This is a genomic window from Arthrobacter sp. Soc17.1.1.1, from assembly GCF_036867195.1.
Classification (GTDB): Bacteria; Actinomycetota; Actinomycetes; order Actinomycetales; family Micrococcaceae; genus Arthrobacter_D.
This window is the reverse complement of the sequence record NZ_JBAJII010000001.1, coordinates 3,337,619-3,353,494: the sequence shown is the minus strand read 5'-3', so window position 1 is coordinate 3,353,494 and position 15,876 is coordinate 3,337,619. Positions and strand designations below refer to the sequence as shown.

Sequence of the window (15,876 nt, the reverse complement as noted above, 5' to 3'; positions counted from 1 at the left end):
CCGGCCCGGCGTCGGGTACGGACCTCGCCCCCCCCCGGGCGGCCGCCTGCGGTAGCGTGCTCGTACGGCCCGCGGCTGTCGCGCGGGGAGTGCCGATGGAAGGATGCAGCCGATGTCCCGTTTCACGAAGGACGGCAAGGTCAGAACCGAGACCCTGCCGAGCACGCTGCAGCGGTCCGACGAGAAGGCCCAGGACACGTTCGCGGCGACCCTCGACGCCGCCGAGGAGCAGTACGGCGACGGCGAGCGGGCGCGCCGCACGGCGTTCGCCTCGCTGAAGCACGGCTTCGAGAAGGTGGGGGACCACTGGGAGCCGAAGGAGCAGAAGGGGCCCTCGGACCAGCAGGCGGCCGGCGGGGGTGCCGAGGCACGACCCACGGCGGGCGGGGTCGACGCCAACGCCTCGAAGAAGCACCTCTACGACCTCGCGAAGGAACTCGACGTGCCGGGCCGCTCGCGGATGTCCAAGGACGAGCTCGTGGCGGCGCTGCAGAAGGCCAACGACCGGGCGACGCGCAGGGCACGCGAGGAACGATAGGCGAGGCACGTAGCCCCATTACGCAACAAAACCATTTCGTAATCGCCGACTCCTTAGGCTAGCCTTACTTCTACTTCCCCGGGGCCTCGAGCGAGGCCCCGCTCGCCCTAGAAGCCAAGGAGCCTCATGGCCCCCCGCCTGCGCGGCCTGATCGCCGCAGCCGCCGTCGTCCTCACGCTGTCCGCCTGCTCCACCGGCCCCGCCGACGGCGGTACCGCGACCACCGGCGGCAGCACCGCCACGGCCGACGCCGACGCCTTCCCCGTCACGATCGAGCACGCCTTCGGGGAGACCACCCTGACCGAGAAGCCCGAGCGCGTGGCCACGGTCTCCTGGGTCAACGCGGACGTGTCCCTCGCCCTCGGCGTCGTGCCCGTCGGCATGCCGGCGGACACCTACGGCGGCAACGAGAACCAGTCCACGCCGTGGAAGGACGCGAAGCTCGAGGAGCTCGGCGCCGCCATCGGCACGGAGGACGCCCCGGCGCAGTACTCCGAGACGGACGGCATCGCCTTCGACGACATCGCCGCCACCGACCCCGACGTCATCCTCGCCGCCTACTCCGGCCTCTCGCAGGAGGACTACGACACCCTCAGCAAGATCGCGCCGGTCGTCGCGTACCCGGAGGTCGCCTACGGCACCGCCTGGCAGGACTCCACGCGCATCATCGGCGAGGCACTCGGCCTGTCCGGCGACGCCGAGCAGCTCGTGTCGGAGACGGAACAGGCCATCGCCGACGCGGCCGCCGAGTACCCCCAGCTGGACGGGAAGACCTTCATCTACGGCAACCTCGAGCCGGGCAGCGCGGAAGGTGTCAGCGTCTACACCGCCAACGACAACCGCCCGCGGTTCCTGACCGAGCTCGGCATGGTGCAGGCGGACGTCGTCACCGAGAACACCCAGAACTCGGAGGAGTTCTTCATCCCGTGGTCCGCGGAGCGCGCCGACGAACTCGACTCGGACATCTTCGTCACCTGGGTGCCCGACGCCGCCACCGAGGACGCCATCGCCGGCGATCCGCTCCTCGGCCAGATCCCCGCCGTCGAACGCGGAGCGCTCGTGGCGGACAGCGACAACACCCTCACGCTGTCCATCTCGGCCGCCAACCCGCTGAGCCTCGTCTGGGCCCTGGATCGCTTCCTGCCGATGCTCGGCGAGGCCGCGGACAAGGCCTGACGCCGGCCGATTGCCCTCCGGCCGTATCTGGGCTGGAATGGGAGCGGATCGACAGCTCGTCCTACGAAGGGAAACCGATGGCCCAGTCGGAAATCAACAAACTCCAGGCGGCAACCGCCTGGGACAGCAACGGCAAGAAGCTCGGCGACGTGAACGACGTGCACCTCGAGAAGGAATCCGGCATCCCTGCCTGGATCACCGTGTCCCTCGGGCTGCTCAATTCGCGCAAGCACTACGTGCCCCTCGCCAACTCCCGCTTCGAGGGTGACGACCTCCACCTCGCCTGGCCGAAGAGCACGATCTCCGACGCACCGGGTGCGGCCAGCAGCATCGAGCTCTCGCCGGAGGAGGAGTCGGCCCTGATCGACTACTACAGGCTCCGCGACGGCGCCGACGCCTCCTAGGCCCGGCCGGCTCCGCTCCACGGAGCGCAGGAAGCCCCCGTCCGCTCGCGGACGGGGGCTTCCTGGTGCATCGGACCGTGCCTAGGACACCAGCGTCTAGAACATCTGGAAGATGCCGACGATGTTCCCGATGATGAAGACCAGGACCAGCAGCACCACGAGCCCGATGACGCCGAGCCAGACCCCCTGCAGTCCCTTCGAGGGAGTCTCCTCGTCGGCGTGCCCCTGCTGCCAGGTGGTGCTGGCCTCCGCGGGAGGCGTCTCTCCGGGCGGGACACCGCCGCCGGGCTCCAGTCCCGTGATGTTGTTCTCCATGGGATCGGGGTTCCCCGCGTTCGAGGGGTCCGGGCGTTCACTCATGCTGTCCTCCACATGGTTGGCTGGGTGATTCCCTGTCACCCTACCCCGTGGATCGTAAGTCTGCTTATCAAGTGTCCGGTGCGGACCGGGGGTGGACTACTGCCCGACCCCTGCCGTACTGCCGCCGGTAGGATCGAATCGCTGGCCCGAAGCGCTGTGAGGGGTCTCCGCGTCGTCATCCGCGTCATCATCCGCGCCTCCGTCGGCCGGTGGCAGCGCGATCGTCGCCGGCGGTGAGGCACCCTGCTCGCGCGGCGTCCAGGACATCGTGATGCTGACGCCGTCCGCGGTGTCCTCGACGAAGAGGTGGAGGTCCTCGCCGATCAGTGCCTCGTGGTGCACCGGATCCCCGGCCTCCCTCGCCATCTCCGCGAGGCGGCAGATGGCCACCGCCATGGCGCGCCCCCAGTCCTGCGGGTGCTTGCTCGTCGACTCTTCCGTCGCGCTGAATTTCCTGTCGGTCATCGCCGTCGTCTTCCTGCCGTGGTGTGAGGAATGAGACCGTGCCCTGTGGGTGACAGTCACTGTAGCAGCGCGGATCCGGGGCAGGACAGGCTGCTGCCGGGCACGGGTTCCCCCGCCGGGAGGGGCATTAGCTGCGCAGGGCCGCCCGTGCCGCGTGCCCGATGACGGCGCTGTACGTGGGGTAGGCGAACTTCACCCGGGCGAGCGTCGCGAGGTCCGTGCCGGCCGCCATCGCGGATGCCACCGCCGTGATGACCTCCACGGCGTTCTCCCCGACCGCGTGTGCCCCGAGGATCAGCTCCCGCCGCCGGTCGACCACGAGCTTGAGGAACCCCTGCTCGCGGTCGTCGATGATGGGGCGTTCGACGGCGGCATAGGGCACGGTGACGGCATGGCATTCGGCGTCGCGCTCCCTGGCCCTGGCCTCGGTGAGCCCCACGCCCGCGTAGTCGGGGTCGGTGAAGCCGCCCTCGGGCAGGAGGTGGTGCGGGGTGGTGCGCGTGGCACCCAGCACGGCGTTCTCGGCCGCTGTCTCGCCCTCGAAGACGGCCGCCTGCACGAGCATGCTGCTGCCGTTGGCATCGCCCGCCACGAAGATGTGCGGCACGTTGGACCGCAGGTACTCGTCCACGGGGATGAAGGAGCGGGAGGTCGCGACGCCGGCCGCGTCGAGACCCAGCCCCGGCAGGTTCGCGGGCCAGCCCGCCGCCATGATGACCGCGTCCACGGACCGGGAGCGCGGGGCGCCGTCCTGCTGCCAGGTGAGGCTCAGCCCTCCGCCGTCCGCGCGGATGCCGTCCACCCCGCCGATGCCCGTCTCCACCTGCACGCCCTTGCCGGTGAAGGCGGCCGTGACCGCGGCCGCGACGTCGTCGTCCTCCGTCATGAGGATGCGCGGCGCCAGGTCCAGCAGGAGGACCTCGGAACCCAGAGCGTCGAAGATGGTGGTCATCTGGGCTCCGGTGTGTCCGCCGCCGATGATCGCCACCGTGCCCGGGAGACTCTCGAGGCCCAGCACCTCGTGCGGCAGCACTGCGAGCTCGGCACCCTCGATGGGCAGGCGCCGGCCGCTCCCGCCGATGCACAGGATGATCGAGGCGGCGGTCACCTCGCGATCGCCCACGACGACCGTGTGCTCACCCGTCAGCTCGGCGTCGCCCTCGATCAGCTCGATGCCGAGGCGCTCCATGGTGGGCCCGTACCCCTTCGCGGCGAGCACGCGGGCCACGGTCGCGTGGACGCGCTGCACGGTCTTCTCCCAGTCGACGGACGGCGCGTCCACCACGATCCCGTAGTCGTACGCCGTCCGGACCTCGCGGAACAGGCGCGCCGTCTTGGCGAGCACACGGGTGGGCACGCAGCCCGAGTTCACGCAGGTGCCGCCCAGGGCCGAGCGTTCCACGACGGCTGTGCGCGCCCCGAGTTCGGCGGCGCGTGTGGCCGCCGCCATGCCGGCGGGTCCGCCGCCGATCACGAGGACGTCGAACGTGTAGTCCATGGAACACTCCTTCGGTCTCTTCCGGGCGCTCGTCCCATCCTGCACGGCTGCGGCCGGGGCCACAATGCGCCGCCGCCACGGGCGCCATGTGCTGACGCCGGCGTCCCCGGCGCCTAGGATCGAAGCTCACACGATTCGAACGGATGCAGATGCCTGGGCACGCTGGGGAGCGGTCGCGCTACACACTGACGGATGACGGCGATTTTCTGCGCCTGCGCTGGGCCGCGGGCGTCGTCATCGAGGCGGACGACGTCCGCTCGACGACGGCCGCCGTGACGGCGGCGTCGCCCGCCGGCAAGCGCCCCCTCCTGGTGAACATCGGACTGGTCGAGGCGATCACCCTGGCTGCCCGGCACCTGCTCATCGAGGACACCTGCTCGCTGCGCACGGGGGTGGTGGGCGTGGACGAGGTGGGCAAGGTGCTCACGGCCTTCAACTACCGGTCGGCGACGCCGAGCAGGTACTTCACCGACGAGGCCGAGGCGATCGCGTGGTTGACCGGGAAGGCCGACGGTGGGGAGGCCACCAGCCGGGACGCCGCCCGTCCGAGCCCGTTCCGGGCCCGCATGGAGGACGGCATCCTGGTGGTCGAGTGGGACCGCGGCACGAGCGTGACCACCGACGCCGCGGAATCGCTGGTCGCCGCAGCGGCCGCCCTGAATCCCCTCCGGCGTCCGCCGATGCTCGCGCTCAACAACGACATGGTGTCCCTCACGCGCGAAGCGCTCGACGTGTTCGCGGAGCGGCTGGGCGTCTGCGCGCTCGCGATCGTCGGAGCGGAGGGAGACCGGACGATCGCCAGGTACTACAAGCAGCTCCACGCGCCGCCCTATCCCACGAGGTTCTTCGCCTCGACGGCCGCAGCCCTCCGCTGGCTGGCCCGGATGGACACCTCCTCAGGAGGAACCGCCTGAGAACCGTCAAGGCCTACGCTGCCCCTGCACGTGTTCACCCTGTTCGACCGGCGGCGCCCGTTCGCGGGCTCCGGCATCGGCGGCATCCGCGACCCCTCGGGTAGCCGGCAGGACAGCAGGACGCCGGGCAGGGGCGGGAGCTCTCGGGAGCCCGCCCCGCCGGGGCCGGAGCGCCCACGGGGCGGGGGAGGCAGCAAGTATGCTGTCCATCGGCGGCCGGTCGCGGCCGCGCTCCCGGTCCCGTCGAGGCAGGATACGGGTGCCGGTGGACGGGCAGGATGGGTGACAGGCGCATGCAGGTGGTCGCGCGGACACTGGTGTCGCTTCCTCCCGTGTCCCTCCACGCACTGTTCGCCCTCCTGCTCGCCGCGGCCGCGATCTTCGGCCGCCACACCAACCTCGAGTCCTCGGGGCTCGCGCTCGTCTGGCCCGCCGCGGGCATCAACTTCCTCTGGGGTCTCTGGGCCTCCCGTACCCGCCGCGACCTCGCCGTGGCCCTCACTGCGACCCTGCCCCTCCTGGCCGTCGTCAACCTGGCCACCGGCCTGAGCCCGGCGCTGGCGCTCGCGGTCGCGGTCGGGAGCATGGCGCAGACGGCCGTGGCCGCCTCCCTCTTCCGGCGACTCGTGCCGGGCGTCACCGTCCGGTCCGTGGGCGACTACCTCCGGCTCGGCGGGGTGGCCGTCGCCGCCTGCTCTGTGGGCGCGCTGTTCATCGTCGCCGGCAGCGCGCTCGACGGCATGGCCGAGCCCTTGGCGGCCTTCATCCCCTGGCTGGTCCGTCACGCCGTGTCCCTGACCGCGCTCGGGTCCCTCGGCATCGTCCTCGCCTCGAACCTCAGGGCCCGGGCGGACGGCGATGTGCCTCCGCCGCTCACCGGGGCGCGCCGCGCCGAGTATGCCCTCCTCGTCCTCGTCTCGGTGGTCCTGTACACCGCGACCTTCGGGACCGCCGCGGCCCTGCCGATCGCCTACATCACCATCCCGGCCCACATGTGGGCCGGCCTCCGGCTCCGCGCGGGGTGGGCCATGCTGCACGGGCTCCTGAGCGGCGCCTTCCTCGTCTTCTTCACCCTCGCGGGCCTCGGGCCCTTCCAGGAGCTGGGCCCCATGACCGGCGCCTACGTGGCGCAGTCCTTCATGTTCATCGCCTTCTCGCTCTCGGCGGTCCTCGCCCTCAGCATGGACGAGCGTCGCCGGCTGATCGCCAGCCTGTACCGCGCCACGGAGGAGGCCAGGACGGCCGCGGAGCTCCGGGACCTCGTGATCGGCAGGATGAACGACGGCGTCCTCGTCGCCGGTCCGGACCGGCGCCTGATCTTCCAGAACGGGGCGAGCGAGCGCTGGCTGGGTCCGGGCACCGCACGGCCCGGGGAGATCTGGCGGCGCGACTACGAGGTCACCACCCCTCGGGGGGAGCCCGTGACCGACGAGGACAACCCCCTGACCCTTGCGCTGCAGGGGATCGTCACCGAGCGCATGGACATCGATCTCACGCATCGCACGGGCGAGGTCACGCACCTGTCGGTCGACGCCGTCCCCCTCCCCGGTGGACGCGGTGCGGTGCTCGTGATGCGCAACGTGACGGGGGAGCGCCTGTACCAGCGCGATCTCGGGCGCTTCGCGTCCGTCGTCGCCCACGACCTCCTGACGCCGCTCACGGTGTTCGACGGGTGGCTCGAACTGCTCGAGGACCCGGATCTCCCGCCCGCCGAGAGGCAGGCCAGCATCGAACGGCTCCAGCGGGCGAGCCTGCGCATGAGGACCCTCATCCGCAACCTGCTGGCCTACAGCCTCGCCAAGGAGGAGCGGCTCACCGCGTCGAGGATCGACGTCGGCGGGCTGGTCGAGGGCATCATCGACCTCCGCACCGCGCTGCCGGGGACACAGCTCCCCGATGTCGCCTTCACCGTGGACGCGCCCGATCCCGTCTACGCCGACGAGCGGCTGTTCCTGCAGCTCATGGAGAACCTCGTGGGCAACGCCATGAAGTACGGGAGGACGGACGGTACGGGCGAGGTGACCGTGACGACGGGTCCCGACGCGTCGACCGGGCAGACGCTGGTCCACGTGCGGGACAACGGGATCGGGGTCCCCGAGGGGGATCTCGAGCGGGTCTTCGAGGAGTTCCACCGCTCCGAGAACGGGCTCGGGCAGGCCACGGGCACCGGCCTGGGGCTGGCCATCTGCCGCCGCATCGCGGAGGCCCATGGCGGTTCCATCAGCGTCCGGAACGTCGAGGAGGGCGGCGCGGAGTTCACGGTCAGCCTGCCGGGGTCGCCGGAGCAGCTGCCGGAGGGCATCCCGCTGGTGAGTGCCGAGCACACCCCCCGCGTCTCGGCGCCCTGACGAGGCGCCCAGACGCGCACGGGGCGCCTCGACGACCGGGCGGCTATCCGTCCGATCGCGGGTACAGCTTCGGCGAACCGCCGTGGCCCCTGCCCGCGCGCAGACCCGCCAGGACCTCCGCCATGGCCTCCCGCGAGGAGTGCCGGGCCTCCCAGCCGAGGACGTCCCGCGCCCTCGAGGTGTCCATCACCGGACTCTGCGACGCCATGTCGATCCAGCCCGGATCCGTGCGCTGGAGACCCAGGGCCCAGCTCGCGCCGACGATCCACCGCAGCAGGCGCACCGGGAGGCCGATGACCCGGCGCGCGTCCAGCAGATCGGCGACACGCTCCGGGGTGAGCTCGGGTTCGGCGGCGATGTTGAAGGCGCCCGAGGCCCGGCGCGCGACGACACGCCAGTAGGCCTCCGCGACGTCGTCGGCGTGCACCGCCTGGAAGACGAAGGACGCCGGGATGGGCACGAGGGGCAGCGGCAGCCCGCCGAGGAGCACCCTGGGCACGAGCGGACCCAGGAAGTAGCGGCCTATCTCGCTGCCGGCCGGGGCCTGGAAGATCAGCCCGGGCCGGAGCCGTGCCACCGGGATCTCGGGGTGGTCGCGCTCGAACGCGTCGAGCAGCCGCTCCTGTTCGGCCTTGTGGCGGCTGTAGTGCGAGGAGTCGATCCCTCCGGTGGGCCAGGACTCGTCCTTCCGCGTCGTCTTGTCCGCGGGGGAGTAGGCGCCGACCGAGGAGGCGCAGACGAACTGGCGCACGCCTGCGGCGCCGGCCGCGGCGAGCGCGTTGGCCGTGCCGGTGACGTTGGTCCTGTGCATGGCCGCCTCGTCGCGGTTCGGCTGGATGGCCCACGCCAGGTGGATGACGGCGTCGACGCCGGCGAGGGCGAGGGTCAGCGCGTCCCGGCCCTCGTCCGTGCCGATGTCGATCGCGTGCCAGTCCACGCCGTCGTACGGGGGCTGGGACGTGTCCGGCACCGTGCGGGCGATCGCGGTGACCGTGATGCCGCCGGTGTCCGTGGAGGTGTCATAGCCGGAACGCTGGATCGCCTCCCGGTCGTCGGCGGCCCGCCGGAGCCGGGAGAGGACCGCCGTGCCGACATTTCCGGTGGCGCCGATGACTGCGATACGCATGTGTACTCTCCTGGGTCGGGTGGTGCCGGTCGGCGGGGGTGCCGATCCGGACTGGACTAGTAAGCAAGCTTATGGTGCAGTTGAAGCAGACGTACAGCAGCAGGAACGCCCCTGTCGGGGGCCAGAGCCGGAGGTATCCGTGAGCAGCAACAGCAGGGTGCGCAGCGAGCCGCAGAGCAACGCGGCGCAGAAAGCCCAGAATGCGCCCGATCCGAACGATCCCCGCAAGCCGGACGATCCGAAGGACGTCAAGAAGCCGGCCTGGAAGTACGTGTTCAAGCGCTCCGTCAACGAGTTCGGCAAGGACCAGTGCACCGACCTCGCGGCCGCGCTGACGTACTACGCCGTCCTCGCGATCTTTCCCGGCATCCTCGCCCTGCTCTCCCTCCTGGGGCTCTTCGGGCAGGCGCAGAACACCACGAACCAGGTCCTGGAGATCATCGGCCAGTTCGCCCCGCCGGAGACGCTCGAGACGATCCGGCCCACCATCGAGGGGCTCGCCTCGAACCAGGCCGCGGGCCTCACATTCGTCATCGGCCTCCTCGGCGCCATCTGGTCGGCCTCGGGGTATGTCAACGCGTTCTCCCGCGCCATGAACCGCGTCTACGAGGTGGAGGAGGGCCGCGGCTTCATCAAGCTGCGCCCCCAGATGCTGCTCATCACGGTCATCGTCCTCGTGCTCATCGTGGCGATGGGCCTGATGCTCGTGCTGTCCGGCCCCGTCGCCGAGGCCGTCGGCAACACCATCGGCCTGGGCGGCACCGCCCTGGTCATCTGGAACATCGCCAAGTGGCCCGTCATGGTCCTCTTCGCCGTCCTCATGATCGCCGTGCTGTACTACGGTGCCCCCAACGTCAAGCAGCCCAAGTTCCGCTGGATGAGCCTGGGCGGTTTCATCGCCCTGATCGTCCTGGCGCTCACCACGGCGGCGTTCTCCCTCTACGTGGCCAACTTCGGCAGCTACGACAAGACCTACGGTGCCATTGCCGGCGTGATCGTCCTGCTCCTGTGGATCTGGCTCGCCAACATCTCGCTGCTGTTCGGCGTCGAGTTCGACGCCGAGATGGAGCGCGGACGCCAGCTGCAGGGTGGCATCGAGGCGGAGGAGACCATCCAGCTGCCGCCGCGCGACAGCAAGGCCGCCGAGAAGAAGGCCGAGAAGCACCTCAAGCTCGTCCGGGAAGGGCGAGAGCTCCGCGAGAAGTACGGGCGGGAATCCGCCCGGCGGTAGCCCTGCTGAACCCGCCAGGAGGCCCGGCCACGTTCTTCGGCCGGGCCTCCTGCGTGCCCGCCGCCCTAGACTGGCAGCATGACCGACACCGAGCAGGCCGACACGTCCGAGCACAGCACCAAGGGGTCCTACGTGACCGGTGGCAAGGAGTTCACGCGGGACACGCAGTACATCGAGACCCGGATCACGCGCGACGCCGCCGACGGCTTCCCCGTCGAGGCCGGACGCTACCGGCTCATCGCCGCCCGGGCCTGCCCCTGGGCGAACCGGACCATCATCGTCCGGCGGCTCCTGGGGCTCGAGGACGCGATCTCCCTCGGCACTCCCGGCCCCACCCATGACAGCCGTTCGTGGACGTTCGACCTCGACCCCGACGGTCGTGATCCCGTGCTCGGCATCGAGCGGCTCCAGGAGGCCTTCTTCAAGCGGGACCCGGACTACTCCCGTGGCATCACCGTGCCGGCGATCGTGGACACCACCACCGGCGCCGTGGTCACCAACAACTTCCCCCAGATCACCCTCGACTTCTCGAGCGAGTGGAAGGACTTCCACCGCGAGGGTGCACCCGACCTCTACCCCGAGGCCCTGCGCGAGGAGATCGACACCGTGAACCGGCGCGTCTTCACGGAGGTCAACAACGGCGTGTACCGGTGCGGCTTCGCGGGGTCGCAGGAAGCGTACGACGCCGCCTACGACCGCCTCTTCACCGCCCTGGACTGGCTGGAGGAGCGGCTGACCACGCAGCGCTTCCTGGTCGGCGACACCATCACGGAGGCCGATGTGCGCCTCTTCACCACGCTCGTGCGCTTCGACCCCGTCTACCACGGCCACTTCAAGTGCAACCGGAACAAGCTGAGCGAGATGCCGGCGCTGTGGGGGTATGCGCGCGATCTCTTCCAGACACCGGGCTTCGGGGACACCGTGGACTTCGAGCAGATCAAGCAGCACTACTACATCGTCCACGAGGACATCAATCCCACGGGGATCGTGCCCAAGGGCCCGGACCTCACGGGGTGGACGACCGCGCATGGCAGGGAGGCGCTGGGCGGTCGGCCCTTCGGGAACGGCACCCCGCCGGTCGCCGCGTAGACCGCAGGACGGGCCGGCGGTGCCCTCTCCGCGGCCCGTCCTCCGCGCCGGATTAGGGAACGAACTCGTTTCCTAATTCTCCGGAGCGTAGGCTAGCCTTACTTCAGACCGATCGACCGTCTGAGGGAGGCATCATGGCAGTCCAGGCCACCTCCCTGCGCCCTGGTCCTGCCGGTGATCGCCCCGCCCGTCGTCGGGCGTCGACCTCCCGGACCCTCGCGAAGCTCGTCCTCACGGTGCTGGTGCTGCTCGTGGCGTGCCTCGCCTCCCTCACCATCGGGGCACGCTCGGTCGGTCTGGGCACCATGCTCGACGCCGTCACGGCGTTCGACCCGTCCAACGGCGATCACGCCGTGGTGCTCTCCCGCGTGCCGCGCACCGTCGTCGGACTGCTCGTCGGCGCCGCACTCGCCACCGCCGGCGCCGCGCTGCAGGGTGTGGCCCGCAACCCGCTGGCGGACCCGGGCATCCTCGGCATCAACGCGGGTGCGTCCCTCGCCGTCGTCCTCGGCATCTACGTCCTCGGCCTCGGCAGTGCCTCCGGGTACATCTGGTGCGCGTTCGCCGGCGCCGGCGCCGCGGCGCTCCTGGTCTACGCCGTGGCGAGCCTCGGCCGGGAGGGCGCCACGCCGGTCAAGCTCGCCCTGGCGGGTGCCGCCCTCGCCGCAGGCCTCGGGAGCCTCACCAACGCCGTCCTCGTCTCGAGCCAGGAGACGCTCGACGCGTTCCGCTTCTGGCAGGTCGGCACGCTGTCCGGGCGCGGCTGGGACGTGATCGGCGCCGTCGCGCCCTTCCTCCTCGGTGGACTCGTCCTGACGCTCGCCACGGGCAAGGTCCTCAACAGCCTGGCTCTCGGCGACGACGTGGCCCGCGGCCTCGGGCAGAACGTGAACCTGGCCCGCGGCGTCACGGCCCTCGGGGTCGTGGTCCTGTGCGGTGCGGCCACGGCGGCGGCCGGACCGATCGCGTTCGTGGGCCTCGTCATTCCGCACGCGGTGCGGCTCGTCGTCGGCGCCGACTACCGCTGGATCCTGCCCTTCTCGGCGCTCCTCGGACCGGTGCTGCTGCTCGGCGCGGACGTCCTCGGCCGCGTGGTCCTGCCGCCCGGCGAGGTGCAGGTGGGCATCATGACCGCCGTCGTAGGAGCGCCCTTCTTCATCTGGCTCGTGCGGCGCCGGCGGATGGCCCAGCTGTGAGCGCGTCGATCGAGCACGCTGCCACCGACACCGCACGCCCGCTGCGTCCCACCGAGCACCTCACCGCCACCCGTGCCCGTCGCCGGAGGAGCGCGGGGCTGCGGCTGGCCACGGCTGCCGCCGTCGTCGTGGTGCTGTTCGCCGTGGACGTGCTCCTCGGCTCCTACACCGTGACCATCCCCGACTTCTTCCGGATCCTCGGCGGCGCGGACATCCCGGGGGCGAGCTTCATCGTCCTGGAGAACAAGCTGCCGCGGGCCGTGATCGGGCTCCTCATCGGTGTGGCGTTCGGCATCGCCGGGTCCGTCTTCCAGACGATGCTGCGCAACCCCCTGGCGAGTCCCGACATCATCGGCATCAGCTACGGCGCGAGTGCGGCCGCGGTGACGGTGATCGTGCTGTTCGGTGCCGCGGGCGCCGCCGTGTCCGTCTCGGCGCTGCTCGGCGCGCTGATGGTCGCGGCCGCGATCTACCTCGTCTCGCGCCGCGGGGGAGTGGCCGGGTACCGGCTCATCCTCGTGGGGATCGGGTTCGCCGCGGTGCTGCACGCCGTGGTGAGTTTCCTCATCACCCGCACGGACCTGCGGACGGCGAGCGAGGCCGTGCTGTGGCTCGGCGGTTCGCTCAACTCCAGCACCTGGGACCGCGCCACCGTGCTGGTCGGCGCGCTCGTGGTGCTGCTGCCCGCAGCTGCGGTCCTCGCGCGCAGCCTCCGCGGCCTGGAACTGGGCGACGACGCCGCCGCGGGGCTCGGGATCCGCGTCGAGGCGTCCCGTCTGGGGCTGATGGCCACCGCTGTGGCCCTCGCTGCCGTCGCGACCGCCGCCGCCGGCCCCGTGGCCTCCGTGGCGTTCCTGTCCGGGCCGATCGCCCGCCGCCTGCTCGGCAACCGACCGTCGCTGGCCATGGCGGCCCTCGTCGGCGCGGTCATCGTGCTCGGCGCGGACTTCGTCGCCGCGAACCTCGTGCCCGGGACGTCGCTGCCGGTCGGCATCGTCACGGGCGCCCTCGGCGCGCCGTTCCTGCTGTGGCTGCTCGCCACCGCCAACCGCTCCGGCCAGGGAGGCTGACCATGGCTCCACGCCCACCGATCGATACGGGAGCGGCCTCGCTGTCCGCCGCCGGGATCACGCTCGCCTACGGCGAGCGCACCGTCGTCGACGGGCTCTCGCTCTCGCTGCCCGCCGGGAAGGTCACGGTGATCGTCGGCGCCAACGCGTGCGGCAAGTCGACGCTGCTGCGGGGGCTCGCACGCCTGCTCAAGCCCGTCGAGGGCACCGTGCTGCTCAACGGCGCGGACATCGCCACCCAGTCCACGAAGGCCGTCGCACGCCTGCTCGGGCTCCTGCCGCAGACCCCGGTGGCCCCCGACGGCATCACCGTCGCCGATCTCGTAGGCCGCGGCCGCTACCCGCACCAGGGCTGGTTCCGCCAGTGGACCCCGGAGGACGACGCCGCCGTGGCGGGCGCGCTGGAGGCCACCGACACGCTGTCCCTCGCGGACCGCACCGTGGACGAGCTGAGCGGCGGGCAGCGCCAGCGCGTGTGGATCGCGATGGCGCTCGCCCAGCAGACGGGGATCCTCCTGCTGGACGAGCCCACCACGTTCCTCGACGTCACCCACCAGATCGAGGTACTGGACCTCATCACCGACCTCAACCGGCGCTCCGGGACCACCGTGGTCATGGTGCTGCACGACCTCAACCTGGCCGCGCGCTACGCGGACCACCTGATCGCCATGCGGGAAGGCCGGATCGTCGCCGAAGGCGCGCCGTCCGCCGTCGTCACCGAGGAGACGGTGACGGGTGTGTTCCACCTCGACTGCCGGATCATCCAGGACCCCGTGTCCGGCACGCCGATGGTGGTTCCCGTCGGCAGGCACCACGGCGCGCCCGCAGCCGTGCCCGCCGGCACTCCCGCAACCGTTCCCGCCAGTACTCCCGCTCCCGGCCGTGAGCCGGGACGCGGTTACCGATCCAACCCCCAGGACATCGTCCCGGCACGCATGGAGGCATCATGACCGATGTGACACAGAGGACTGCCCGACGCACCGCGGCGGACACCGAGCCCATGGTGCTGGCGTTCGACGTCGTCGTCACGGCCGTGCAGGACCTCACCGCGAACTTCCGCCGCATCACCTTCGGCGGCGCATGCCTGGAGTCCTTCGGCGTCGCGGGGGACACCCTCGACCTCCGGATCAAGATCGTCATCCCGTCCGCCGGACGCGCGTGCCCGGACATCGCGGGCATGATGCGCGGTGGCGCCGCGTCCAGCTGGTACCAGCTGTGGCTCGGCATGGACGCGGAGGAGCGCGGCTCCATGCGCACCTACACCGTGCGCGACTCGCGCTGCTCGGGTCCGCAGCCGGAGATCGACGTGGACTTCGTGATGCACCTCGACGAGGACGGCCGTGGTGGCCCCGCATCCGAATGGGCGGCAGCAGCAAGGCCCGGGGACCGGGTGTGCGTCATCGGACCGAACTCCGCCGCCGCGCAGTGCGCGACGGCGGGTGCCTACGGGGGCATCGAGTGGAGCCCGGGCCTCGCCCAGCACGTGCTCCTCGCCGGCGACGAGACCGCGGTGCCCGCGATCAGCGCCATCCTCGAGTCGCTCCCCGAGGACATCAGCGGCCACGCGTTCCTTGAGGTGCCGGACGGCGCGGACATCCAGCACATCGGCACACGCTCCTCGGTCTCCATCACCTGGCTGGCCCGCGGCCGCCGCCCCCACGGGGAGCTGCTGGAGACCGCCGTCCGGAACGCGGTGCGGCTGCCGGGGTGGGTCTCCCTCTCCGGGGAGGTCGCCGCCAGCGGTGGCAGCGAGCCGGAGGACGTGGACATCGACAGGACCATCCTCTGGGAGACACCGCAGCTGCTCGAGGCGGCGATCGTGCAATCGACCGTCAACCCGGAACGGCCTCCGGGCACCCAGCCCTTCTACGCCTGGATCGCGGGCGAGGCCGCCGTGGTCCGGGGCCTGCGCCGCTACCTCGTGCGTGACGTCGGAGTGGACCGGAAACAGGTTGCTTTCATGGGGTACTGGCGCAAGGGTCGGGCGGAGCTGTCCTGACAGCGCTTCCCGCGGCCGGAACTCAAGTTCTGCCGCACATTTCCTCAGGATTACTGGTGGCAGAGGGCAGTATTGCACGAATTGTCCACAGGGTGGATAACGGAATTGTAACTACGCCTTTCCTCGCCTACTGTTTGAGCAGTCAAGCTCCATCGTGGAATTCAGGTCCGCACGCCTAACCCTGTCAGCGGACCGCCTGGACAACCTGTGACAGGGGTGGAGGATCCACATTCCGGCGGCACGAGCCGCCTCGGGGTGAAGCCCTCACGCATAGTCGACAGCACGGCCCTTCCTGCGCTTCTGCAGCACCGAGGGCCGCGCCGTGGGGGCCGAGTCAACTCTTGCTCGAATCCGACAGCTAACTTCGCGGGCGTGTGAGAGAGGTATGCAGTTGACCCAGACGCTCATGTCCGGGCGCCGTCGAGCGTCCGACGCCCGCCCGGACCAGCACCACGCGATGCC

The 15,876-nt window shown here is 71.0% G+C and carries 15 protein-coding genes and 1 riboswitch; of the genes, 11 read left to right on the top strand and 4 right to left on the bottom strand.

The features are described from left to right. The first annotated feature begins 112 nt into the window (after positions 1-112). From V6S67_RS15480 to V6S67_RS15470, 3 genes are all read left to right on the top strand, one after another. Positions 113-538 carry a ChaB family protein gene (locus tag V6S67_RS15480; RefSeq protein ID WP_334211070.1) on the top strand — a complete coding sequence of 142 codons (426 nt, stop codon included), beginning with the start codon at positions 113-115 and terminating at the stop codon, positions 536-538. 126 nt (positions 539-664) lie between these two features. Beyond that, entirely contained in the window at positions 665-1,714 is a 1,050-nt protein-coding gene (locus V6S67_RS15475; RefSeq protein WP_334211069.1) for an iron-siderophore ABC transporter substrate-binding protein, read from the top strand. Positions 1,715-1,791: 77 nt separating this feature from the next. Beyond that, the gene (locus V6S67_RS15470) at positions 1,792-2,118 is read left to right on the top strand and encodes a PRC-barrel domain-containing protein (RefSeq protein ID WP_334211068.1); all 327 of its coding nucleotides are present in this window, start codon (positions 1,792-1,794) and stop codon (positions 2,116-2,118) included. 96 nt (positions 2,119-2,214) lie between these two features. On the opposite strand, the gene V6S67_RS15465 is transcribed toward V6S67_RS15470, so the two are convergent. The 3 genes from V6S67_RS15465 to V6S67_RS15455 form a co-directional block, all read right to left on the bottom strand. After that, complete coding sequence (locus V6S67_RS15465) at positions 2,215-2,478, bottom strand: DUF6480 family protein (RefSeq protein WP_334211067.1); 264 nt, start codon at positions 2,476-2,478, stop codon at positions 2,215-2,217. Positions 2,479-2,574: 96 nt separating this feature from the next. Further along, positions 2,575-2,943 carry a hypothetical protein gene (locus V6S67_RS15460; RefSeq protein ID WP_334211066.1) on the bottom strand — a complete coding sequence of 123 codons (369 nt, stop codon included), beginning with the start codon at positions 2,941-2,943 and terminating at the stop codon, positions 2,575-2,577. 127 nt (positions 2,944-3,070) lie between these two features. After that, positions 3,071-4,441 carry a dihydrolipoyl dehydrogenase family protein gene (locus V6S67_RS15455; RefSeq protein WP_334211065.1) on the bottom strand — a complete coding sequence of 457 codons (1,371 nt, stop codon included), beginning with the start codon at positions 4,439-4,441 and terminating at the stop codon, positions 3,071-3,073. 149 nt (positions 4,442-4,590) lie between these two features. On the opposite strand from V6S67_RS15455, the gene V6S67_RS15450 reads away from it, so the two are divergent. Then, the gene (locus V6S67_RS15450) at positions 4,591-5,355 is read left to right on the top strand and encodes a DUF7793 family protein (RefSeq protein WP_334211064.1); all 765 of its coding nucleotides are present in this window, start codon (positions 4,591-4,593) and stop codon (positions 5,353-5,355) included. Between the two features lie 278 nt (positions 5,356-5,633). Continuing rightward, the gene (locus tag V6S67_RS15445) at positions 5,634-7,703 is read left to right on the top strand and encodes a sensor histidine kinase (protein ID WP_334211063.1); all 2,070 of its coding nucleotides are present in this window, start codon (positions 5,634-5,636) and stop codon (positions 7,701-7,703) included. Positions 7,704-7,746: 43 nt separating this feature from the next. On the opposite strand, the gene V6S67_RS15440 is transcribed toward V6S67_RS15445, so the two are convergent. Continuing rightward, positions 7,747-8,829, bottom strand: a complete 1,083-nt coding sequence (locus tag V6S67_RS15440; protein WP_334211062.1) for an NAD-dependent epimerase/dehydratase family protein — start codon at positions 8,827-8,829, stop codon at positions 7,747-7,749. Between the two features lie 139 nt (positions 8,830-8,968). Here V6S67_RS15440 and V6S67_RS15435 point away from each other — a divergent pair, with 139 nt between their 5' ends. The 6 genes from V6S67_RS15435 (at position 8,969) to V6S67_RS15410 (ending at position 15,414) form a co-directional block, all read left to right on the top strand. Further along, positions 8,969-10,060, top strand: coding sequence for a YihY/virulence factor BrkB family protein (locus V6S67_RS15435; protein WP_334211061.1), 1,092 nt, complete (start codon positions 8,969-8,971; stop codon positions 10,058-10,060). Between the two features lie 78 nt (positions 10,061-10,138). Beyond that, the gene (locus tag V6S67_RS15430) at positions 10,139-11,149 is read left to right on the top strand and encodes a glutathione S-transferase family protein (RefSeq protein WP_334211060.1); all 1,011 of its coding nucleotides are present in this window, start codon (positions 10,139-10,141) and stop codon (positions 11,147-11,149) included. A 134-nt stretch (positions 11,150-11,283) separates the two neighbouring features. Then, positions 11,284-12,345, top strand: coding sequence for a FecCD family ABC transporter permease (locus tag V6S67_RS15425; protein ID WP_334211059.1), 1,062 nt, complete (start codon positions 11,284-11,286; stop codon positions 12,343-12,345). Positions 12,346-12,443: 98 nt separating this feature from the next. Further along, positions 12,444-13,415: a FecCD family ABC transporter permease gene (locus V6S67_RS15420; protein ID WP_334211622.1), complete on the top strand. Its 972-nt coding sequence runs from the start codon at positions 12,444-12,446 to the stop codon at positions 13,413-13,415. A 2-nt stretch (positions 13,416-13,417) separates the two neighbouring features. Next, on the top strand, positions 13,418-14,365 hold the full coding sequence (locus V6S67_RS15415; RefSeq protein ID WP_334211058.1) for an ABC transporter ATP-binding protein: 948 nt from the start codon (positions 13,418-13,420) through the stop codon (positions 14,363-14,365). Further along, positions 14,362-15,414, top strand: coding sequence for a siderophore-interacting protein (locus V6S67_RS15410; protein WP_334211057.1), 1,053 nt, complete (start codon positions 14,362-14,364; stop codon positions 15,412-15,414). Before V6S67_RS15415 ends, V6S67_RS15410 begins: the two co-directional genes overlap by 4 nt. 162 nt (positions 15,415-15,576) lie before the next feature. Further along, positions 15,577-15,802: riboswitch (cyclic di-AMP (ydaO/yuaA leader) on the top strand. Positions 15,803-15,876 lie beyond the last annotated feature (74 nt).